26 protein-coding genes and 1 pseudogene are annotated in these 20491 nt (G+C 71.3%); 17 read left to right on the top strand and 10 right to left on the bottom strand.

The genetic code is table 11. The features are described from left to right. The first annotated feature begins 103 nt into the window (after positions 1-103). The 5 genes from AB0I15_RS64865 to AB0I15_RS64885 all read left to right on the top strand — a co-directional run bounded on the left by AB0I15_RS64865 (position 104) and on the right by AB0I15_RS64885 (position 4529). Positions 104-397 carry a substrate-binding domain-containing protein gene (locus tag AB0I15_RS64865; protein ID WP_358120280.1) on the top strand — a complete coding sequence of 98 codons (294 nt, stop codon included), beginning with the start codon at positions 104-106 and terminating at the stop codon, positions 395-397. After that, positions 394-1323: a sugar ABC transporter permease gene (locus tag AB0I15_RS64870; RefSeq protein WP_358120210.1), complete on the top strand. Its 930-nt coding sequence runs from the start codon at positions 394-396 to the stop codon at positions 1321-1323. The genes AB0I15_RS64865 and AB0I15_RS64870 overlap by 4 nt, the downstream gene beginning before the upstream one ends. Next, positions 1320-2168 (top strand): carbohydrate ABC transporter permease, encoded by an 849-nt coding sequence (locus tag AB0I15_RS64875; RefSeq protein WP_358120212.1) that lies wholly within the window; start codon positions 1320-1322, stop codon positions 2166-2168. The genes AB0I15_RS64870 and AB0I15_RS64875 overlap by 4 nt, the downstream gene beginning before the upstream one ends. A gap of 32 nt (positions 2169-2200) precedes the next feature. Then, positions 2201-4048, top strand: a complete 1848-nt coding sequence (locus AB0I15_RS64880) for a sugar-binding domain-containing protein (protein WP_358120215.1) — start codon at positions 2201-2203, stop codon at positions 4046-4048. 145 nt (positions 4049-4193) lie between these two features. Then, positions 4194-4529 carry a hypothetical protein gene (locus tag AB0I15_RS64885; RefSeq protein ID WP_358120218.1) on the top strand — a complete coding sequence of 112 codons (336 nt, stop codon included), beginning with the start codon at positions 4194-4196 and terminating at the stop codon, positions 4527-4529. Positions 4530-4576: 47 nt separating this feature from the next. Here the strand turns inward: AB0I15_RS64885 and AB0I15_RS64890 are convergent, their stop codons facing one another. Both AB0I15_RS64890 and AB0I15_RS64895 read right to left on the bottom strand, forming a co-directional pair. Next, complete coding sequence (locus tag AB0I15_RS64890; protein WP_358120221.1) at positions 4577-5068, bottom strand: hypothetical protein; 492 nt, start codon at positions 5066-5068, stop codon at positions 4577-4579. A gap of 99 nt (positions 5069-5167) precedes the next feature. Then, complete coding sequence (locus AB0I15_RS64895; RefSeq protein WP_358120224.1) at positions 5168-5584, bottom strand: nuclear transport factor 2 family protein; 417 nt, start codon at positions 5582-5584, stop codon at positions 5168-5170. A 76-nt stretch (positions 5585-5660) separates the two neighbouring features. On the opposite strand from AB0I15_RS64895, the gene AB0I15_RS64900 reads away from it, so the two are divergent. The 3 genes from AB0I15_RS64900 to AB0I15_RS64910 all read left to right on the top strand — a co-directional run bounded on the left by AB0I15_RS64900 (position 5661) and on the right by AB0I15_RS64910 (position 6914). Further along, positions 5661-6383 carry a helix-turn-helix domain-containing protein gene (locus AB0I15_RS64900; RefSeq protein ID WP_358120227.1) on the top strand — a complete coding sequence of 241 codons (723 nt, stop codon included), beginning with the start codon at positions 5661-5663 and terminating at the stop codon, positions 6381-6383. Continuing rightward, positions 6380-6544, top strand: coding sequence for a hypothetical protein (locus tag AB0I15_RS64905; protein WP_358120229.1), 165 nt, complete (start codon positions 6380-6382; stop codon positions 6542-6544). Before AB0I15_RS64900 ends, AB0I15_RS64905 begins: the two co-directional genes overlap by 4 nt. 100 nt (positions 6545-6644) lie before the next feature. Then, complete coding sequence (locus AB0I15_RS64910; protein WP_358120232.1) at positions 6645-6914, top strand: hypothetical protein; 270 nt, start codon at positions 6645-6647, stop codon at positions 6912-6914. A gap of 51 nt (positions 6915-6965) precedes the next feature. On the opposite strand, the gene AB0I15_RS64915 is transcribed toward AB0I15_RS64910, so the two are convergent. Next, the gene (locus AB0I15_RS64915) at positions 6966-8279 is read right to left on the bottom strand and encodes an aspartate aminotransferase family protein (RefSeq protein WP_358120235.1); all 1314 of its coding nucleotides are present in this window, start codon (positions 8277-8279) and stop codon (positions 6966-6968) included. Positions 8280-8363: 84 nt separating this feature from the next. On the opposite strand from AB0I15_RS64915, the gene AB0I15_RS64920 reads away from it, so the two are divergent. After that, a complete protein-coding gene (locus AB0I15_RS64920; protein ID WP_358120237.1) occupies positions 8364-9311 on the top strand; it encodes a LysR family transcriptional regulator in 948 nt (315 codons plus the stop codon). 133 nt (positions 9312-9444) lie between these two features. Here the strand turns inward: AB0I15_RS64920 and AB0I15_RS64925 are convergent, their stop codons facing one another. Next, complete coding sequence (locus AB0I15_RS64925; protein WP_358120240.1) at positions 9445-9906, bottom strand: nucleoside deaminase; 462 nt, start codon at positions 9904-9906, stop codon at positions 9445-9447. A gap of 65 nt (positions 9907-9971) precedes the next feature. Continuing rightward, on the bottom strand, positions 9972-10781 hold the full coding sequence (locus AB0I15_RS64930; RefSeq protein ID WP_358120243.1) for an endonuclease/exonuclease/phosphatase family protein: 810 nt from the start codon (positions 10779-10781) through the stop codon (positions 9972-9974). Between the two features lie 117 nt (positions 10782-10898). On the opposite strand from AB0I15_RS64930, the gene AB0I15_RS64935 reads away from it, so the two are divergent. Next, positions 10899-11612: a histidine phosphatase family protein gene (locus AB0I15_RS64935; protein ID WP_358120246.1), complete on the top strand. Its 714-nt coding sequence runs from the start codon at positions 10899-10901 to the stop codon at positions 11610-11612. Here the strand turns inward: AB0I15_RS64935 and AB0I15_RS64940 are convergent. Beyond that, positions 11511-12092: an NUDIX domain-containing protein gene (locus AB0I15_RS64940; RefSeq protein ID WP_358120249.1), complete on the bottom strand. Its 582-nt coding sequence runs from the start codon at positions 12090-12092 to the stop codon at positions 11511-11513. The genes AB0I15_RS64935 and AB0I15_RS64940 overlap by 102 nt on opposite strands. 70 nt (positions 12093-12162) lie before the next feature. Further along, positions 12163-13101 (bottom strand): AraC family transcriptional regulator, encoded by a 939-nt coding sequence (locus AB0I15_RS64945; protein WP_358120252.1) that lies wholly within the window; start codon positions 13099-13101, stop codon positions 12163-12165. Between the two features lie 60 nt (positions 13102-13161). Between AB0I15_RS64945 and AB0I15_RS64950 the strand changes: the two genes are divergently transcribed. Together AB0I15_RS64950 and AB0I15_RS64955 are read left to right on the top strand one after the other, a co-directional pair. Beyond that, the gene (locus AB0I15_RS64950) at positions 13162-14067 is read left to right on the top strand and encodes an SDR family NAD(P)-dependent oxidoreductase (protein ID WP_358120255.1); all 906 of its coding nucleotides are present in this window, start codon (positions 13162-13164) and stop codon (positions 14065-14067) included. 83 nt (positions 14068-14150) lie between these two features. After that, positions 14151-14858 (top strand): hypothetical protein, encoded by a 708-nt coding sequence (locus tag AB0I15_RS64955; protein ID WP_358120258.1) that lies wholly within the window; start codon positions 14151-14153, stop codon positions 14856-14858. A gap of 70 nt (positions 14859-14928) precedes the next feature. Here the strand turns inward: AB0I15_RS64955 and AB0I15_RS64960 are convergent, their stop codons facing one another. Then, complete coding sequence (locus AB0I15_RS64960; RefSeq protein WP_358120261.1) at positions 14929-15402, bottom strand: hypothetical protein; 474 nt, start codon at positions 15400-15402, stop codon at positions 14929-14931. A 388-nt stretch (positions 15403-15790) separates the two neighbouring features. On the opposite strand from AB0I15_RS64960, the gene AB0I15_RS64965 reads away from it, so the two are divergent. From AB0I15_RS64965 to AB0I15_RS64975, 3 genes are read left to right on the top strand one after another with little or no spacing between them, the layout of a single operon-like run. Beyond that, a complete protein-coding gene (locus AB0I15_RS64965; protein ID WP_358120263.1) occupies positions 15791-16165 on the top strand; it encodes a hypothetical protein in 375 nt (124 codons plus the stop codon). Between the two features lie 13 nt (positions 16166-16178). Next, the gene (locus AB0I15_RS64970) at positions 16179-16622 is read left to right on the top strand and encodes a peptidase inhibitor family I36 protein (protein WP_358120266.1); all 444 of its coding nucleotides are present in this window, start codon (positions 16179-16181) and stop codon (positions 16620-16622) included. A 56-nt stretch (positions 16623-16678) separates the two neighbouring features. After that, positions 16679-17527: a hypothetical protein gene (locus AB0I15_RS64975; RefSeq protein WP_358120269.1), complete on the top strand. Its 849-nt coding sequence runs from the start codon at positions 16679-16681 to the stop codon at positions 17525-17527. A gap of 19 nt (positions 17528-17546) precedes the next feature. Here the strand turns inward: AB0I15_RS64975 and AB0I15_RS64980 are convergent, their stop codons facing one another. Further along, complete coding sequence (locus tag AB0I15_RS64980; protein WP_358120271.1) at positions 17547-18488, bottom strand: chlorophyllase; 942 nt, start codon at positions 18486-18488, stop codon at positions 17547-17549. 241 nt (positions 18489-18729) lie between these two features. Between AB0I15_RS64980 and AB0I15_RS64985 the strand changes: the two genes are divergently transcribed. Both AB0I15_RS64985 and AB0I15_RS64990 read left to right on the top strand, forming a co-directional pair. Beyond that, the gene (locus tag AB0I15_RS64985) at positions 18730-19320 is read left to right on the top strand and encodes a helix-turn-helix domain-containing protein (RefSeq protein ID WP_358120274.1); all 591 of its coding nucleotides are present in this window, start codon (positions 18730-18732) and stop codon (positions 19318-19320) included. A gap of 105 nt (positions 19321-19425) precedes the next feature. Then, positions 19426-20028, top strand: a complete 603-nt coding sequence (locus tag AB0I15_RS64990; protein WP_358120277.1) for a flavin reductase family protein — start codon at positions 19426-19428, stop codon at positions 20026-20028. Between the two features lie 57 nt (positions 20029-20085). Here AB0I15_RS64990 and AB0I15_RS64995 read toward each other — a convergent pair. Further along, a pseudogene (locus tag AB0I15_RS64995) lies at positions 20086-20491 on the bottom strand (RNA polymerase subunit sigma-24); the annotation flags it as partial.

Genomic DNA, 20491 nt, shown 5'->3' on the forward strand with positions numbered 1-20491 from the left:
GGGCAGGTCCGGCTCAGCACCCTGCCGGACGCCGCCGCGCTCACCCGGCGCGAACTGCCCGACCACGAGCTCGCCCTGCTCAAACAGCAACTCGGTCAACGACCTGCTCGCCATCGGCGCGATGCGCGCGGTGCAGTCCCGGGGGCTGCGGGTGCCGCAGGACGTCGCCGTCGTCGGGTTCGACGGCATCGAGGAGGGCCGCTTCGTCACCCCGGCACTGACCACCATCGCGCCCGACAAGGAGCGGATCGCCGAGCTCGCCGTGACCCGCCTGCTGCAGCGCGTCGAGGGCGACCAGAGCCCGCCCGTCCAGCTCGAGGCGCCCTGGCATCTGGTGGTCGACGAGAGCACCACGGGCGTCCCGTCGGAGCAGGCCGCCCCCGAGGCGCGCGAATGACGGTCGCCCTCCCCCCGCGCCGGGCTCCCGGCGCCGCGCACAGCACCGCGTACGTCTGGTTGTTCCTGGCCCCGACCGTGCTGCTGTGCGGCGCGTTCACCCTCTATCCGATCATCGGCAGCTACGTCTACTCGCTCACCGACTGGAACGGGTTCGACGCGAGCCCGTCGTTCATCGGCGTGGCCAACTACCGCGAGGTCCTCGCCGACCCGATGTTCTGGAGCTCGTTCCGGCTGACGCTGACGTTCATGGTCTTCGCCGTGCCGCTCCAGGTGCTGGCGACCCTGCTGGTCGCGATCGTCCTCAACTCGCCGCGCATGCCGCTGCGCAAGCTGTTCCGGACCGCCCTGTTCCTGCCGGTGGTCACCACCACCGCGATCATCGGCGTGGTCATGCAGTTCGTCTTCGACCCGGCGAGCGGCCCGGTGAACCTCGCGCTGCGCGAGATCGGCCTGGTGACGGACGGCATCGACTTCCTCGGGCAGTCGTCGACGGCCCTGGGCACGACGATCGCCGTGTACGTGTGGAAGTGGTTCGGGATCACCCTGGTCTACTGGCTGGCCGCGCTGCAGACCGTGCCGAACGAGGTGTACGAGGCGGCGCGCCTCGACGGCGCCGGCGGCCTGGCCACCCTGCGGCACATCACCATGCCCCTGCTCAAACCCTTCCTGGTCATCATCACCCTGCTCTCGATCGAGGCCTCGCTCCAGGTCTTCGACCTCGTCCTGACCATGACCGGGGGCGGCCCGTTCTACTCCACCGAGGTGATCGAGGTCTACATCTACCGGTGGGCGTTCGCCGCGACGATCCCGCGGCTCGGCTTCGCCTCCGCCGCCGCCGTCCTGTTCGGCCTGTTCATCGGCCTCGTGGGGCTGCTGCAACTGGCCGCGATCCGCGCCACCCGCAAGACGAGGAGCACGGCATGAGCCGGACCTGGGGTCGTACGCTGCGCCGGCTGCCCTGGTGGCTCGCCGCCGCCGCGCTCGCCGCCGGCTGCCTGCTGTGGATCTACCCGTTCCTGTGGATGGTGTCGGCGTCGCTGAAGACGTCGGCCGAGGTGTTCACCCAAGGGCTGGACCTGCTGCCCGCGAGCCCGGCGTGGGACAACTACGAGCGCGCGTGGGTCGCGGCGGAGTTCGGGAAATACCTGCTCAACACCGTGATCGTCACCGTGAGCACGGTGGTGATCGTGGTCGTCCGGTGCGCCATGGCCGGATATGTCCTGGCCCGCCATGAGTTCCGCGGGCGCAAGGTCGTCATGGGCGTCCTGGTCGCCACGCTGTTCGTCCCGGCCGGCTACACCATCATCCCGCTGGTCGACCTCACCCAGCGGCTCGGCCTGCTGAACTCGCTGACCGGCATGATCCTGGCGATGTCGGGCGGCGCGAACGTGGCGGCGATCCTGCTCTACGTCGGATACTTCCGCGGCATCCCCAAGGAACTGACCGAAAGCGCGCTCATCGACGGCGCCGGGTTCGCGACCGTCTTCTTCCGCATCATGCTGCCGCTGGCCAAGCCGGTGACGGCCACGGTCACCGTCCTGACCTTCCTGTCCACCTGGAACGCGTTCTTCCTGCCGCTGGTGTTCACCTTCTCCCGGCCCGACCTGCGCACCGTCAGCGTCGGCATGCTCGCGTTCGTCGGCGAGAACACCACCGACTGGTCGGGCATGGCCGCCGCCGCGACGATCTCGCTGCTGCCGGTCGTCGCGCTGTTCATCGTCCTGCAGCGGTACTTCGTCGAGGGCATCGCGGGTGCCGTCAAATCCTGATCCGCCCCACCCCCAACAAGAAAGTGAGCGTCGTGTCTGTGATCCCCCGCCCGGAGTACCCCCGGCCGCAGTTCGTCCGCGCCGCGTGGCAGTGCCTGAACGGAACCTGGCAGTTCGAGCGGGATCCGGGTGACTCCGGGCTGGAGCGAGGGCTGCTCGACCGGGAGCTGAGCGGCGAGGTCGTCGTGCCGTTCTGCCCGGAGTCAGAGCTGTCCGGCGTCGGCGACCCCGACTTCCATCCGGCCGTCTGGTACCGGCGTACCGTCCGGGTGCCCGAGGACTGGGCGGGGCGGCGGGTGCTGCTGCATTTCCAGGCGGTCGACCACGACGCCACGGTGTGGGTGGACGGCGTCGAAGCCGGGCGGCACCGGGGCGGGTTCACCCCGTTCACCTGCGATCTGGCCGCCGCGGCCGACCCTGCGCACACGTACACCGTGGTCGTACGCGCCCGCGACCCCCGCACCGGGGCCCAGGCGCGGGGCAAGCAGGCGGTCACCTACCACGGCACCGGCGCGAACTACGGGCGCACCACCGGCATCTGGCAGACCGTGTGGTGCGAGCCCGTGCCCGGCACGCACCTCGGCCGGCCGCGGATCACGCCGAACGTCGCGGCCTCCGCGTTCCGCGTCACCGTGCCGGTGTCGGCCGCCCGCGCCGGGCACCGGGTCCGGGTGACGGTCTCGGACCAGGCCGGCGCCGTCACGCAGGCGGAGGCGCGCGCCGACCTCGACCTGGCCGCCGAGGTGTGGCTGCCGCTGCCCGCCGACCGGGTACGGCTGTGGAGCCCCGAGGACCCGCACCTGTACGACCTGCGCGTCGACCTGCTCGACGGCGACGGCGCCGAGGCCGACACCGTGGCCGACACCGTGGCCGACACCGTGGCCGACACCGCGGCCAGTTACGCGGGGCTTCGCTCGATCGCCATCGACGGGCACGCCGTCCTGCTCAACGGCGAGGTCCGCTTCCAGCGGCTCGTGCTCGACCAGGGCTACTATCCCGACGGCCTGATGACCGCGCCCACGGACGAGGCTCTGCGCCACGACATCGAACTGGCCGTGGCCGCGGGGTTCAACGGCGCCCGGCTGCACCAGAAGGTGTTCGAGGAGCGGTACCTGTACCACGCCGACCGGGCGGGTTTCCTGGTCTGGGGGGAGTTCGGGGACTGGGGGGCCAACACCGGCGGGCCCGCCGGTGACAACCAGCGGCCGACCGCGTCGTTCGTGACGCAGTGGCTGGAGGCGGTCGAGCGCGACTACTCCCACCCGAGCATCGTCGGCTGGTGTCCGCTCAACGAGACGTGGCAGCGGCGGCACGACCGGATCACCGTGCTCGACGACGTCACCCTGGGCATGTACCTGGCCACCAAGGCGGCCGACCCCACCCGTCCGGTGGTCGACGCGTCCGGCTACGCGCACCGGGTGCCCGGCGCCGACGTCTACGACTCGCACTGCTACGAGCAGGATCCCGAGACCTTCGGCAGGCTGATGGCGGGCCTGGCCGACGGGAGGCCCTTCGTCAACGCCGATCCCGACGGCACGGCCTGGTCGGTGCCCTACCTCGGCCAGCCGTACTTCTGCAGCGAGTTCGGGGGCATCTGGTGGAACCCGGACGCGCGGCCCGGGGAGAGCTCCTGGGGTTACGGCGAACGCCCGACGAGTGAGCGGGAGTTCCAGGAGCGGTTCGCCGGGCTGACCGCGGTCCTGCTGGACGACCCCCTGATGTTCGGCTACTGCTACACCCAGCTCACCGACGTCTTCCAGGAGCAGAACGGCGTCTACCGCTTCGACCGTACGAGCAAGCTGGACGTCTCGCGGATCCGCGCGGCGCAGCGGCGCCCGGCCGCCATCGAGCGGTCCTCGCCCGGTTCGGTGGCCGGGTGAGGTCAGCAGAACCCCGCGTGATAGGGAATGTCGTTTGCCCGGCATATGCCCGGTTGTTGCCCTGTTCCGGCGTCATCTGTCGGGCGACTCTGTGAGGGCATCGATCACGATGCAGCCTTCCCAGCCGCTCCAGAAGGAGTTCCCCATGCGGAAACGGGACACGTCCGGCAGGCGCAGGGTCGCAGCGTCCGCCGCCGCGACCGCGATACTCGGTGCCGCCCTCCTCGGCATGGCCGCGACACCGGCCCAGGCAGATGTGTACAACTGCTCGGACTGGGTCGAGCCGCGGATCAACGTGGCCGTGGCCCGCTGCGCCTCAGGCTTCGGCGGCTTCCGGGTGGAGGCCAGGTGCAACTCGGCGCACTGGCCGTACACCCGGACGATCGTCGGCCCCTGGCGTTCCCCCGGCGGCGCCGATTCGGCGATCAGCGGCGATTCCTGGGGTTGCCAGGTCGTCGACAGCTGGCTCGGCGTCCGCTGACGCACCCCCACCGAAGCGGCGGGCCCGGGGGCCCGCCGCCCTCGCCGTCAGTTGACGCAGTCCTGTCTGTTGAGCGCGAAGGCCAGTTGCCTGACCTTGCCCTTGGACGCGATGAAGGCGTAGTAGGCCTTGGGGTTGCCGGGCACCGAGACGTACTGGAACCCGCTGGGCGAGGTCCTCAGCCTCGGGTAGGCCTTCTTGACCTGCTTCATCGTGGACCCGAGGCCGATCCCCCGGGGCGTCCTGACCCCCTTCGGCGCCAGGATCACGGCCACGCCGGCCTTCCTGGAGATGTACAGGCCCACGCTCCCCTTGCCGGTCGGGTGCGCCTTCAGGTCCCAGCCGGAGCACGAGCCCGCCCCGGCACCCATCTTGAACACGATCCTCCCCGTGGCCCTCGCCTTCGTGGCGCTCATGCCGAGCTTGACCGTGCCGTAGCCGTAGGGGCCCAGGGTGGGCTTCGCGGCCTGGGCGAAGGCGGGCGTGCCGGTGGCCAGCAGCGCCCCGCCGGCGAGCAGCGTGACGAGCAGTTTCCTCATGAGATCTCCCCGTGGTGATGTCAGATCCGCCCCTGATTCGCGCGCGGGGGCCGGGCGGATCACCGTCTCCTCGGGTGGGGGCCGTCGATGGCGGGGTGGCTACCGCGGAGGTTCGCCGAAGATCATGCGGTGCCCGCGGGCCGTGTCCACGTACTCGCGGACCCGGTGGATCAGCTCGTCCCGCAGCTCGAAGACGAAGCAGTAGTCGTTGCTGTAGTGGCCGCCGTCGGCGAGCGTCGCCGCCATGGTCGCCTCCGTGGTCACCCGCTCGCCGTCGGTGTGGGTGCCGTGGAAGGTGACGGCGACGTCACGTACGAACAGGCGGGGGAAGTCCTCGGCGAAGAAGCGCACGATCGCCTTCCTGCCCACCATGTGGCTGGGCGCCTCGAGCGCGACGGCGGTGGCGTTCCCCGGGGGCGACAGCCATTCGGCGTCCTCGGTGAAGATCGCGGAGATCCGGTCGGGGTCGTTGCCGGCGAGCGCCTGGAAGGCGTTCTGGATGATGCTGTGGCTCATGGCCCCACTGTCGCCGCCGCCGCCCGCCCGCGTCTTGGACGATTGTTCCGGCGGGCCCGCCTCTTAGCATGGGGACATGCGATTCGCCGCGCACGAGCAGGGGGCCGTGGCCGGGTGGGAGGTCGCGAGGCCGTCGGGGCCCAGCCGGACAGCAGGCGTCAGCATGGCCGGGTTCCGCGGGCGCGGCGAGGGCCCGGTCGACGTGCGGGTCGTCCCGCATCCGGCCGTCACGCTGGTCCTGGAGTTCGGCAACGGCCCGCTCGTGGTGGATGCCGCCACCGGCCGGCAGCAGCGGGGGAACCTGGTCGCCGGGTTCCCGCACGGCGCCATGCGCGTGCGCGGCGAGAACGTCGAGTGCGTCCAGGTACGCCTGTCGCCGGTGGTCGCACGCGCCGTGCTGGGCGTCTCCCCGGCGGAGCTCGACCGTACCGTGGTCGCCCTCGACGACCTGTGGGGCCGGGACGCGGCACGAATCCGGCAGCGGCTCGGCGACGCCACGTCGTGGCCGGACCGTTCCGCGCTGGCGGAGGCGTTGTGGTCCCGGTTCCGGTCGCAGATCGGCCTTGCCCCCAAGCGCGCCGCGCGGCTGGTCCGCTTCGACCACGCGGCCCATCGCCTGGCCGCGGGCGAGGGCGCGGCCCAGGTCGCGGCGGACGGCGGCTACGCCGACCAGTCCCACCTGTATCGGGACGTACGAGCGTTCACCGCGGTGACCCCGGCGACCGTGATCGGCGAGCCATGGCTGGCGGTGGACGGCATCGCGTGGGCGGTACACGGCGTCGGCGAGGTGACACCATGAGCGCCGCCGCCATCGCCCCCTTCCTCGGCACGTGGGTGCTCGACCCCTCGCTCAGCACCTACTCCAGTGGCCCGCCGCCCCGTTCCGGGGTGTCGTCCGCCCCCGACCAGGACGGAGTCCGGCGCGACGACGTCTGCGTCCACCTCCGCCGGTCCGGCTGACACTCCACGGTGTCCGATACCGGACAGCGTCGGCGGGTGGCCGGCGCCGGCTTCCGGGTAGGAAGGCGTTCCCCCATCCCCTTCGACGAGGAGGAATCGCATGCTCACCCGGGTGAAGCGGCTCGCCGTCGTCTCGGTCCTGGCACTCGCCGGAGCGTCCCTGCCCGCGTCGTCCGCGCAGGCTCTGGTCTCCTACACCTGCACCAGTGGGTCGCGCGTCTACTTCGGCGACCTCCTCGGCTACGTCATCATCGCCTCCGGCTGCACACCGGGAGGGCCTCCCGGGATCACCATCCCAGGAGGCACCTACTCCTGCAGGTCCTACGACGGAACCCCCGAGCTCGGCATCATCAGCGGCCGAGGCTGCTGACACCCCAGCCCCACCGGGTCCGCGCTCGGACGGCGTCCGAGCGCGGACCTGTCAGACGTCCCGGGCGGCGTCGGTGAGCGCCTGGTCGAGAATGGCGGCGCCGCGGGCGATCTCGTCGTCGCTCGCCGTCAGCGGGGGCGCGATCCGGAAGATGCCTCCCATTCCAGGTAGCTGAACGATGTTCATGTGCAGCCCGAGGTCGAAGCAGCGCCGGGTGACGGCGGCTCCGAGCCGGTCGGCGCCGCCGGCGCCCAGCACCTGGTCACCGACCAGCTCCATGCCCAGCAGCAGCCCGCGGCCACGGACGTCCCCGACGATGGCGTGGCGGGCGGCGAGCCCGTCGAGATGAGCGCGCAACACCGTGCCGAGCAGGCGCGCGCGCTCGTCGAGGCGGTCGCGGGCCAGCACGTCGAGGACGGTGTTGCCGACGGCGGCCGGCAGCGGGTCGTTGACGTGGGTGGTGAAGAACAGGAACCCTCGCTCGTACGCCTGCTCCTCGATCTCCGCGCTGGTCAGCACGGCGGCCAGCGGCAGCCCCGCGCCGAGCGTCTTGGACAGCGTGAGGATGTCCGGGACGACGCCGTCGTGCTCGAAGGCGTACCAGTCGCCGGTCCGGCACAGCCCGGTCTGGGCCTCGTCGAGGATCAGCAGCATGTCGCGTTCCCGGCACTTGCGCGCCAGGGCGGCGAGGTAGCCGGGCGGGAGTTCGATGACACCGCCGGAGCTGAGGATGGGTTCGACCAGGCACGCGGCGAGGCTGCCGACCGACTGGGCGTCGATCAGGTCGAAGCCCAGGTCGAGCTGGCGGCGCCAGTCGAGTGAGCCGTCGGCGCCGACGATGTCGGGGCGGAAGCGGTCCGGCACCGGCAGCGCGAAGTTGCCCGGCGCGGCGGGCCCATAGCCCTTGCGGCCGGCGCTGTAGGTGGCGTTCGCGGCGGCCTGGGTCATCCCATGCCAGGAGCGGGCGAACGAGACGATCTCATGGCGGCCGGTGACGAGTTTCGCCATCCGCACCGCGGCCTCGTTCGCCTCCGCCCCGGTGGTGAGGAGCAACGCCTTCTCCAGAGGATCGGGCAGCGTGCCGGCGAGCCGGCGGGCGAGCTCGAGGACGGGGCGGCTGAGCATGCCGCTGTGGAGGTGGTCGAGGAGGGCGACCTGCTCGCGGACCGTCGCGACGATCGCGGGGTGAGAGTGCCCGAGGATCGCGCTCATCTGACCGGAGGTGAAGTCGAGCAGCTCGCGACCGCTCTCGGTGAACACCGACGTGCCCGCGGCACGGGCGATGACCTCGGGCGTGAACGCGGCATGGCCGCTGTAGCGGATGAGGTGGCGTTCCAGGGTGACATGGGTCGTTTCGGGACTCATGCGACCGACGTTAGGGATGCACCACTGCACGCGTCCATCGCACAGTTTCGACTGTTCTGTTCGGTGAAACCGTACAATCGGGATGTGCTCCACTCGGGACGGCTACGGCTGCTCAGCCTGCTCGAAACCCTCGGCACCGTCCGCGCCGTCGCCGAGACCGCGCACCTGAGCGCCTCGACGGTGTCCCAGCAACTGGCCGTGCTCGAGACCGAGACCCGATGCCGGCTGCTCGAGCGGACCGGACGGCGCGTACGGCTGACCCCGGCCGGTCTGCTGCTGGCCCGGCGCGGCCGGGAGATCCTCGACCAGATGGCCGAGGCCGAGGCCGAGCTGCACGCCCTGAACGACGAGCCGATCGGCCTCGTACGGCTCGGCGTGTTCCAGAGCGCGATCTACACCCTCGCGGTGCCGGCGGCGACGCGCCTGGCCACCACCCACCCGCGTCTGCACCTCGAACTGATCGAGCTGGAGCCTCATGAGAGCGGACCGGCCCTGCGCTCGGGCGAGGCGGACATCATCGTCACCACCACCGATTACACCGGCCTCTCGTGGGGGGCCGACCTCGAACTCATTCCCCTGGGGAGCGACCAGATCGTGCTGGTGCTCCCGCCCGGGCACCCGCTCGCCTGCCGGACGACGGTGAGCCTCGCGGCCTGCAAGGACGAGATCTGGGCGTGTGACCGGCCGCAGTCGTACATGGCGGAGCTGACCGTGCGGCTGTGCCGCGAGTCGGGGTTCGAGCCCCGGGTGGCCTGCCGGTTCGGCAACTACCTGATGCTGTTGCGACACGTCGAGGCGGGCCGGTCGATCGCCCTGCTGCCCGCCCTGGCCGTCACACCTGAGCATGCCGTCGTCACCCGGGGGCTCAGCACGCCGGTCCACCGGAACGTGACCATCGTGGTGCGGCGCGGCACGACGCAGCGGGCCGCGGTGAACGCGGTCGTCGCGGCGCTGCGCGACCATCCCGAGCTCCCGGCCCTGTCCACATCGCACCACCGCCTCGGACGGGAGCCCACCGAGCCGCCGCGGTGATCCGCGCCGGCGGGCTTCACAGGCGAAGCCCGCCGGGTCTCCCCCATCACCTTCGCGTCATCGCGGAACGACGTGAGTGTGAAGGCCACCCCGCCCGGCCGACCGGCGGGCCGGGAGCACCCCCGCCCGGTCTTCATCGTCCGCCGATGTCCTCGCTCCACACGCCGGGGCTCTCCCGCTGGAACCGCGCCATCATCGACCGGCACACCTCGTCGTCGAGCACGACGACCTCGACGCCCCGCGAGCGCAGGAAGTCCACGTCGCCGGGGTAGGTCTCCCGCTCACCGATCACCACCCGGGGGATGCGGAAGAGCAGCACCGCGCCGCTGCACATCTCGCAGGGCGAGAGCGTCGTGTACAGCGTCATGTCGCGGTATGAGGTGATGCGACCGCTGTTGCGCAGGCACGCGATCTCCCCGTGGGCGATCGGGTCTCCCCGCTGGACGCGCTCGTTGTGCCCCGCGCCCACCAGCCTGTCGCCCAGGGCCAGCGCGGCCCCGATGGGGACACCCCCGTCGTCGAGGCTCTTCTTCGCCTCGGCGATCGCGATCGCCATCATGGCGTCGTCCGTCTCGGACTGCGACCGGGAACCCATCCGCCCTCCCGCCTGCCGGAGACTCCGCGTCACCGGCAGGAGGTTCCTTCCCCGCTCAGGTCGGCTCACTTCGGCAGGAGGGCGCGGATCACGAGCGCGTCGTGATCGGTGTACGTGGTCCCCTCCAGCTCCAGGACGGGAGCCCTGAGGTCGCCGTAGGCGTGCTGGATGCCGGGAGCCTGGACGGCGGCCTCGTCGGTGAGCGTCCACTGACCCTTGGGGGCGCACGACGATCGGCGGTTGACGTCACCGGCGAAGATCGTCGCACGGCCGCGGGAGGCGAGCACCTGGGCGAGTTCGGCGCACTGGACCGAGTTGGCGGTGCCGGGCGTCTCGCCGTCGGTGGACAGGTGGCTGGTGCACACGTTCACGCCGCGGGCCGTCCGCACGCAGAGCCAGCGCCGCTGCTCCACGCCGCTGAACACGGAGTACGGCTCGTCCTGCGAGCCCCGGATCGCCTCCTTGGTCAGGACGGCGTTGCCGAACTCGCCTCGCCCGTCCGGCGTCTTGCAGGCCAGCGGGGCGCCGTTGTAGATGACCGTGGCGAACCGGTAGTGGTAGCCGGTCCGCTCGGCGATCTCGGCCACGTCGCCGCTGCACGCCTCGTTGAGGGTCACCGCGTTGACGTCGTTGGCCTGGATGCGCTCCACCGCCTCGTCGAGGATCTTCGGGTACTGGGTCCGGGCGTAGCAGCCGGCGTACCCGCTCAGGCAGAGGTTCATCTGCAGCAGCGAGTACGGCCGGCGCGCGCCCTGCGACGGCGCGTCCCCGGCCCGCGGGGTGGCGGCGGCCATGGCGACGCCGGGGAACGACAGCAGCCCGGCCACTGCCACAAGCATCACGGTACGCAGACGCGTCAGGAGAAATCGGATCACGGCGACATTGTGCTGGCGTGATCACCAAACCGGACAGAGGGCGCGGAAAGAGTTCACCCCTCCCTCATGCGGTGGTCACCCCCTCGGAGCGCATCCGGATCGGTGGAGTAATGTCCGGTGATTGTGGGATCTGAGAGCGAAAAGCCGGTCGAATATCGGCAGGGCCGATTCCGTACGCCGCCGGGGGCGGCCGAAGTCCTCCTGGTCCGGCACGGCGAGTCGGAGCCCGCGCGCCCCGACCGGCCGTTCCCCCTGGTGGACGGCCAGGGCGACCCCGGGCTCGCACCCGAGGGCCGCGAGCACGCGGAACGGGTGGCCCTGCGACTGGCGGCCGAGCGCATCGACGCGATCTACGTGAGCACACTGCGGCGTACGGCCCAGACCGCCGCGCCGCTCGCCGCCCGACTGGGACTGACGCCCGTGGTGGATCCCGGCCTGCGAGAGGTGCATCTCGGCGAGTGGGAGGGCGGCCTGTTCCGCCGCCTGGTCGCGGAGGGCCACCCGGCCGCGAAGCTGATGGCGGCCGAGGAGCGCTGGGACGCCATCCCGGGAGCGGAGCCCGCCGCGGCGTTCTCCGATCGCATCCGCAAGGCGCTCGGCAGGCTCGCCGCCGCCCACCCCGACCAGCGGGTGGTCGTCTTCACCCACGGCGGCGTGATCGCCGAGGCGCTGGCGGCGGCGACGGGGTCGCGGCCGTTCGCGTTCCTCGGCGCGGACAACGGGTCGGTGTCACACCTGGTGCTGACCGAGGCCCGGTGGATCCTGCGCCGCTTCAACGACACCGCGCACCTCGACCCCGCCTTCTCCGCCACGGCCACCCTGCCCACCTGACAAGCTCTGCCCGCCTGACAAGCTCTGCCCACCTGACGACTCGATCAGGCGACGGTGGGATTCCAGGAGTCCGCCGGGAAGGTCGTCGGGGGCGCACCATCGGGCCTCCAGGATCTCCATCGGGTTCAGCCGCATCGTGCCGCCCCCCGCGTACGCGGCCGCGTACGCGACCTCGATCCTGAGCCGGAACCCGCTCCTGAGGTGCACCAGCTCGCCCACGCTCACCTCCAGCCCGGTCTCCTCCCGCACCTCGCGGACGACCGTCTGCTCGAAGGTCTCGCCCCGCTTGGCGCCTCCCGTCGGCAGCCCCCATTGCCGGCTCTGGTGCCAGAACCGGTGCCGCAGCAGCAGCACGTTGCCGTCGCGGTCGCGCACGACGCCGGTCACGCCGACCATGAACTTGGCCTGGGACAGGTAGAGCAGCCGCCACTGCATCGACCCGCGGATGCCGAGCCAGAGCCGGGCGATCAGCCTCTTCACCGGTGTCCTCCATGATCGGGTGCTGGGAGCCGTTGCAGCGTACCGAGGCGCGGGCGGGGGTCGCCGATCCTCACGGGACGGGCCGTCCGCCCTGGCCGCGGTAGTGGCGCGGGGAAAGGCCGGTGACCCGCTTGAACGCGTTGCTCAGCGCGCTGACCGAGCCGTAGCCGACCTGACGGGCGATCGCCTCGACCGTCTCGTCACGGCGGCGCAGGCGGTCGGCGGCCAGTTCGATCCGCCAGCCGGTCAGGTAGTCGAGCGGGCCCCGCCCGACGACCTGCTTGAACCGCGCGGCCAGCGTCGACCGGGACACCGCCGCGACCCCGGCCAGCTCGGACACCGTCCAGGCGTGGGCCGGCCGGGCGTGCATGGCCCGCAGCGCCGGCGCCACGATCGGGTCGGCGAGCCCGGCCAGCCAGCCGGACGTCCCGCCCGGCCCGGCGGCGACCAGGTGCAGGCGCAGCAGGTGGATCAGCATGACCAGGGCGAGATGCTCCGTGACCAGCGTGGCGGCGAGCGGCCGGTCGCGCAGCTCGGCGTCGATCTGCTCCAGCGCCCAGCGCACGGTCGTGGCCTCGGCGGTGTGGCCGGGCACGTGGATCACCGGCGGCAGCACGTCGAGCAGCAGCTCCTGGGCCCGCTCGCCGAAACCGAACCGGCCGCCGACGAAGACCACGTCGTCGCCCTCCCCCACGCGGGCCACGCCGTCCGCCGCCGCGGCGAAGACCGGGCCCGCCGGGACCGGCCGCACGTCCGACCCGCTGGCCAGGGTGAAGGCACGCGGCCGGACGAGCAGGAAGCAGTCGCCCTCGGCCAGCTCGATCGGCTCCGGCTCACCGTCCACGGTGAGCACGCAGCGACCGCGGCGCACCGCGTTGAACTTGACCCCTTGCGGCGGCTCGAACGACAGCGCCCACCGGCCGCCGGCCACCAGGCCCACCGACAGGTGGCTGGTCGTGCCGATGAGGGTGAGGACATCTTCGAGAGGATCGGCCTGCTGGACGCTCACTCAACTATCCTGGACCCGGGAGCATTCCAAGTCCAAATCGGGGCTCATAGCGTGGCGGTCATGACACGTATCAGCACCCCGTACGACGCCAGGACCACGGCCGCCGAGATCCTTACCGGCGTCGACCTCACCGGGCGGCGGATCATCGTCACCGGCGGCGCCTCGGGGATCGGTCTCGCGACCGTCCGGGCACTCGAGGGCGCGGGGGCCGAGGTCACCGTCGCCACCCGCAACCCCACCGGCGGGCAGCGGGCCCTGGACCTGAGCGATCTCGGCTCGGTGCGCGCGTTCGCGGCCGGCTGGACCGGGCCGGTGCACGCGATCGTCGCGAACGCCGGGATCATGGCCCTGCCCGACCGCCGGCTCGCCGCCAACGGCTGGGAGCTGCAACTGGCCACCAACTTCCTCGGACATTTCGCGCTGATCACCGGCCTGCGCGACAACCTTCGGCAGGCCGGCGGCGCGCGGGTGGTCGTGGTGAGCTCGGGTGCCCAGTTGCGCGCGCCGTTCGACTTCGACGACCCGCACTTCGAGCGCCGCCCGTACGATCCGTGGGCCGCGTACGCGCAGTCGAAGACGGCCGACGTGCTGCTCGCCGTCGGCGTCGCCCGGCGCTGGGCCGCCGACGGCGTCACCGCGAACGCGTTCGAGCCCGGCTACGTCCACACCAACCTGCAGCGGCACGTCGACCAGGCCACCATGCGGGCGATGGACGCGATGGACGAGGAGGGAAACCTCCTGACCCCCGGCTACTTCACGACCCCGGAGCAGGGCGCCGCCACCTCGGTGCTGCTCGCCGCCTCCCCGCTCGTGGACGGCGTGACCGGCCGGTACTTCTCCTCCGACAACCAGGAGGCCGAGGTGGTGCCGGGCGGCCCCGACGCGACCACCGGCGTCGCGGCCTGGTCGGTCGACCCGGCCTCCGCCGACCGCCTCTGGGACCACGCCCTGGAAGCGACGGCGTGACCAGAGGACCGCGGGGTGCTCAGGCCGGATCTGAGTAGCCGAACGCTCGTGCTCATGGGCGGCGGCACAGCATCCTGGAGCCCATGAAATGGTGGTTGCTCCTCGCGTCCCTGATCGTCACGTTGCTCACCGCCTGGCTGATCCTCTACGCGGGCGTGGCGCTGTCCACGCTCCTGTCGCTGGGCGCCGGCGCGCTCTGCCTGCTCTGGCTGGTCGTCGTCCTGACCGTCCCGTGGAACCTGTGCTTCGCCGCCCGCCATGTCCTCCACGAGATCCAGGTGTCCAGGGGGGCCGGCATCGAGGTGGCCGGGCACCGCGAGGACGAGGCGCGGCACATCGCCCGGCGCATGCTCGTGCTCGCGGTCTCCGGCCACGTCGTGTCCGCCGCGGTGATCGCGGTCGTCACGTTCTTCTCGGGGGCCCAGACCGGGTACTACTTCGCCGGGTTCTACCTGCTGGCGACCGGTTTCCGGCCGATCGCGGCGTACACCTCGCATCTGCGCGACCGGGTCAGGACCCTCGGGCAGGAGGTACGCTACCCGCGCGTGGACGTGATCGCCCTGGGCGACCGGGTGTCCGAGCTGGAGACGGTCACGCAGAACCTGCGCAGGGACATCGAAGAACTGGCCGCCGCCGGCCGGGGGCTGGAGCTGGCCGACCACGATCTGGGCCGCCGGATGACGCTCATGACCCGCCGTTTCGACGAGACCGTGGACGGGCTGAGCGACAACCAGGAGGTGATCACGGGGTTGAAGGCGTTCCTGCGGCTGGTCAGGGCGGACCCCGCGTAGGGGCCCGCGTAGGAGGTACGAGAGCGCGGCGCCGAGCACGGGGCTCACCGAGCAGCCGCTCTCCCGCCCCCTAGCGGGTCCACGTCTGCGTGACGCCCCCGTCGGGCAGGGTGATGTCCAGCCGCCGGCACCACGGTCGCGCCGGTGTCCGTCCATCGGGCGGCGTGAAGTCCACACGCAGCCGGCGGGCCGCTCGGGGAACCGGCCCGCCCAGGTAGCGGGTTCCGTGCGCGGCCGCCCGGCCGCTTCGGTCGAAGGCGCCGGTGTTGTCGTCGCGGTAGGGGGTGCCGAGGTCGTCCTCGACGGACAGCCTCCAATACCAGAAGAACGGCCCCTTGGTCTCCTCCTCGTGTTCCCGCAGCCCGGGGACGAACTCGTAGTGCAGCACACCGCCGACGTCCGAGAACTCCAGCGCGCGGGCGACCACGTGGTGGCCGTCGACCAGTTCTCCGAGATCGATGTCGAAAACGATGTCGGGGCGCCTCGACCCGCCCATCTTGGCGAAGTAGGCGTCGGTGGCCGTGCGCGGCGGAATCCTGATCACGATCCCCAGCATCGGGCACGACGGGGGCGCCGGCCAATCGGTTATCCGTGCCGGCGGCGCCGGGCACATGCCTCTACCCCGTCAATCTGCGCGCCAACCGCGATCCGGTGGCCGACACGGGACTTCACCTCTTGTCACAAACATCTGGCAGATATTGACAAGATATTTTACGCAATATCACGAAGACGACTCCGGGACGAGTGGATCACTATACAGAAGGCATACCACTCATATCCCCCCAGGAGGCGAAACAATGCCAGCACGTCTTCGCACAATCTTCTTATCCGTCGCCCTAGCGTTATCCGTTGTCCTTCTGGGCAGCCCGGCCTCCGCCGCCCCGGAAAAGCCGTCCGTCCCCCTCAAAGGCGGCACCACCCAGTCGTTCACCATGACGCTCACCAGAAAGGCCGACACCCCGAAGGGCGTCAACGCGCCGGCGGACGTCATCTACTGCGGCGGCTATCTCAGCCTCCCGTACGTCAGCAGCCTGTACGGCGACATCCGCACCGAGATCGAGGTGCAGTGCACCGCCGTCGTCGACTCGATCGACCTGTACCTCAACCTCTACCGCGACGGATCCACCACCACGACCACCAAGCGGTTCAACCCGGCCAACTACGGGTTCCACTTCTCCAACTTCCCATGTCAGGGCACCACGAACAGCTACTTCGCCGGCGGAACCGCCGTGTTCACCAAGGCCGGCTACGCCGGCTCGCCGCTGGTCATGAACGGCACCACCCCCCAGGTCAGCCTCGCCTGCTAAGGAAAGGACGACAATGCGCCGCCTCATCATCGGAGTGCTCCTGGCATTCCTCGCCCTCCCCCTGCTCTCCCTCCCGGCCCAAGCAGCGCCGGAGCCGTCCTACCTGGGAAAGTCCAAGCTTTCCGCCACGTTCCAGAAGCCGCCCATCTCCGGAACCATGGAGGACGGCGTCTGCAATTGGTACGACCTGTGCATCTGGGAAAACACGAACCTGACCGGCCGCATGGCGGACTTCACGTACATGGACACGACCGGGCACCCCGTCTGGTCCGCCAGCACGGCCAACGGATTCATCGCCAACAATGACGAGTCCGCCATCAACGCGCACCTGTTCCTGAACGCTTACATCTGCACCGACCCCTATCAGGCCGGTCAATGCGGCGTACTCATTCCGGGCGGTTACGGCAACACCGCGGCCCCGTTCGTGAACAATTCCGAATCCCATTACTGGAACTGACCCGAATTCCGGGCGGCCGCGGGCCCGCGCCCGCGGCCGCCCTTCTGGGAGACACCATGCGCCCCCTCCTCGCCGCCCTGCTGACAGCCGTCACGGCCCTCACCGCATCGTGCGCCCAGGCCCTTCCGAGCGGCGCCCCCACCCCGGACGGCGCCGCCCTTCGCCTCCCTCTGGACGACTATCAGCACTCCCCCACCCAGGGGCTCACGGTGACCAACGCCTACCGCGTCCACCTCATCCGCTGCGCGCGGCGTCACGGCCGCACCCTTCCGATCACTTCCTCTCCCCGCCCGCTGGTCGGCCCCCGGACGTGGATGGAGCGCCGCTACGGTCTCACCGACCCGGCCGACGCCGCCGCCTACGGCTACGGCCTCGGCCCCCGCGACCCCGCCCACCAGCCGCCCGAGAGCCCGGTCCTGGACCCCGCGTCCATCGCCGTCATCACCGGCACCGGCGACGAGGCCCCGCCGGGCGGCTGCCAGGAGCAGACCCGCAAGGCCCTCGCCATGGCTCCCGCGGGGGCCGATCCCGCGCTCCCCCAGCGCCTGTCCAGGATCAGCTTCCAGCGGTCGCGCACCGATCCCCGGGTCCGAGCCGCCGTCGAGGCCTGGTCGGACTGCATGCGCGCCGCCGGCCACGCCTACGCCACCCCCTTCGATCCCATAGCCGACCCGGCCTTCCGCGACGGGACGTCCGAGAAGGAGCTCGCGACCGCCCGGACCGACCTCGCCTGCAAGAAGCGGACCGATCTGGTGGGCGTCTGGCTGTCCGTCGAGAGCGCGTACCAGCGGACGATGATCGCCCAGAACGCCACCGCCCTCCAAGGGGCCAGGCGGGCGAACCAGACCACCCTCCGCCTCGCCCAGGAGACCCTCGACGCCGAGAAACGGGCCGGGCGTCGGTGATCGGGCGTGTCGCGCCCGCCTACTTGCTCTGGAGTCTCCCCAGCGGGCTGGGGTCCTCCTCCAGCGCGGCGGCCGCCGTGCTCCAGCTCGTGTCGCCGGGGTAGAGGGCACCGCGCAGGAAGGCGGAGGTGAGCCGCTGGACCAGGGCGACGCGGGCGGGGTCCTCGTCGGTCGTCTCGGCCGCCTCGTACCCGGAGACGCCGCCGAGCGAGTGCTCTCCCCCGAACAGCGTGAGCAGGCTCGTGCCCTCGGGACCATGGACGTAGGGGTCCTCGAACCAGTCGGGCCCCCGGGTGGACAGCGCGGACTGGTCGTGGTCCCCCGCGACGACGAGGGCCGGGGTGGTCATGTCGCCGAAGAACGGCTTCATGAAGGGGAAATGCTCGGCCGCGAACGGGGTCAGGTCGTCGCCCAGGCCGGTCAGGGCGAGCAGCACGCCCGCCTTGACGCGGGGGTCGGACATGTCCTCGCCGGGAACGCCGCCGGCGTCCAGCACGCGCGCCCCCAGCAGCGCGCTCGCGCTCTGGGCTCCCCAGGAGTGGCCGGCCACGGCGACACGGCCGCGGTCGAGGCGCCCGCCGAGGCCCGGCAGGGCGGCTTCCAGGGTGTCGAGCCCGTCCAGGACGCGCGTGAGGTCCTCGATGCGGATGCGCCAGATCCGCGGGGTACGAGGGTCCTCGGGCGGCAGGGCGAGCGTCCTGGAGTCGAGGTGGGTGGGCTGCAGGACCACGAAGCCGTGCGCGGCCCAGTGGTCGGCCAGCGGGGCGTAGCCGTTCATCGACTGGCCGAAGCCGTGCGAGAAGACGATGACGGGCAGGTCACCGCCGGTCGCGGGGGCGGAGACGCGGACCTGGAGATCCTCGCCACGGCCCGGGGCGGCCAGGATGACCGGCTTCACCGAGACGACGGGAGCGGGCACGCCGACGGCCGTGCCCGTGGGCGCCAGGCCTGTTTCGATCATGATGGCTTCTCCTTCAACGATGTCGATCCCGATGTGCGAACAACCGGAACGGGTTTCCGATATGCGAGGCCCGTTACGGGCACCCGGCAAGCAGCACGCCTGGCCGCGCCCCCTCCATGGCCAAGGCACGGTTTTTGCCTGTGCCGGGCGCTCTGGCATCATAGGCAAACGGAATCTGGTTCCAGCTACAATACGGAACACGGTTCCGCTTTGCAAGTCCGGCGGTGGAAGGAGCGGCGTGGTGAACGACGGCGACGGAGGCGCGGGGCGTGCGGCCCCCCGGAAGCGGGCCGACGCCCTGCGCAACGAGAGGACGCTCCTCGACGCCGCCGCGGCCGTGTTCGTGACCTCGGGGGTCGAGGCGCCGGTGCGCGACATCGCGGCCAGGGCGGGCGTCGGCGTGGCCACGATCTACCGCCATTTCCCGACCCGGGCGGATCTCATCATCGCCGTCTACCGGCACCAGGTCGAAGCCTGCGCCGAGGCCGGTCCGGCCCTGCTGTCGAGCGTCGCGAGCCCGTACGCCGCGCTGGGGCGGTGGATCGACCTCTTCGTCGACTTCCTGGTCACCAAGCACGGGCTCGCCGCCGCGCTGCGGTCCGACAGCGCCGGTTTCGAGACGCTGCACGCCTACTTCCTCGACCGCCTCGTGCCCGTGTGCACCCGGCTCCTCGACGCTGCCGCCGCCGCCGGCGAGATCCGCTCCGACCTCAACGCCCTCGAGCTCATGCGCGGCGTCGGCAACCTCTGCATCGGCGCGGACAACGACCCCCGTTACGACGCGCGGCGGCTGGTCGCCCTCCTCATCGCCGGCCTACGCCGGCCGCGCTGACCCGGCGCCGTGTGGGAAGACCCTCCAGGGGCCGCACGACGGGCCCCGAAATGGCTCCGCGTGGCGGGCCACCACAGGGTGTGAGCGCGATGAATACTGAGCGGCATGCGTGTCGACTTCGATCCCGAGGCCCTGGGCGGGGATGCGTTCTACCGGTTCATGACCTCGGTCGTCGTCCCACGTCCGATCGCGTGGATCTCCACCATCACGCCCGACGCGGCGGTGGCGAACCTCGCGCCGCACTCCTTCTTCAGCATCGCCAGCACCGATCCGCCGATCGTGCAGTTCACCTCGATCGGCCGCAAGGACTCGCTGCGCAATGTCGAGGACACCGGGGAGTTCGTCGTCAACTTCTCCTCCGAACCGATGCTGCGCCTGATCCGCGACACCGCCACCGACTTCCCCCGGACCGTCAGCGAGTTCGGCTTCGCGGGCATCGAACGCGAGCCCAGCCGTCATGTGCGTCCGCCCCGGGTTGCCGCCGCTCCCGTCGTCCTGGAGTGCCGGTCGCACACCACCCTGCGCATGGGCAACTCCACCCTGGTCTTCGGCAGGATCTTCCTCGCGGCCGTGCACGAGGAGTATCTCGTCGACGGCCGGCCTGACGCCGGACGGCTGCGCCCGCTGACCAAGCTCGGCGGCGACGAGTGGGGCACGCTGGGCGACATCCTGCACCTGAGCCGCATCCCCTACGAGGAACCGCGGTGATCGACGAAACGTGAGCAGGACGACGAACGGCCGGGGACGGCGGCCAGGCCGACGGTTCTACGAGGCGGGTCCCATCGTCCACGGCCGGAGCTTGTCGGGGTTGCGCACGGCCCAGATGTGCTTGATCCGGTCGCCGGCGACCTCGAAGGCGTACACCGACACGGTGACGCCGTCGAGCTGGGCGATCAGACCGGGCCGGCCGTTGACCGTGCGCTCCAGGAGCGTCAGGTCGCGCAGCCTGCCCTCGAGATGGACGATGGAGCGCACGATCTGCTCGGCGCCTTCGACCGGGTGGAGCACCGCGCCGACGACACCGCCGCCGTCGGCGATCGCCGTGGCGTCGGGGTCGAGCAGGGCGATGAGGGCGCCGATGTCCTTGGCCTCCCAGGCCTGCTTGAAGTCCCTGACGATGCCGGCCTGCCGGGCCGCCGGGGTGGCGGGGGCCTGCGCGTCGCGGATGCGG

Origin of the sequence: Nonomuraea sp. NPDC050643, from assembly GCF_040654715.1 — a bacterium.
GTDB lineage: Bacteria > Actinomycetota > Actinomycetes > Streptosporangiales > Streptosporangiaceae > Nonomuraea.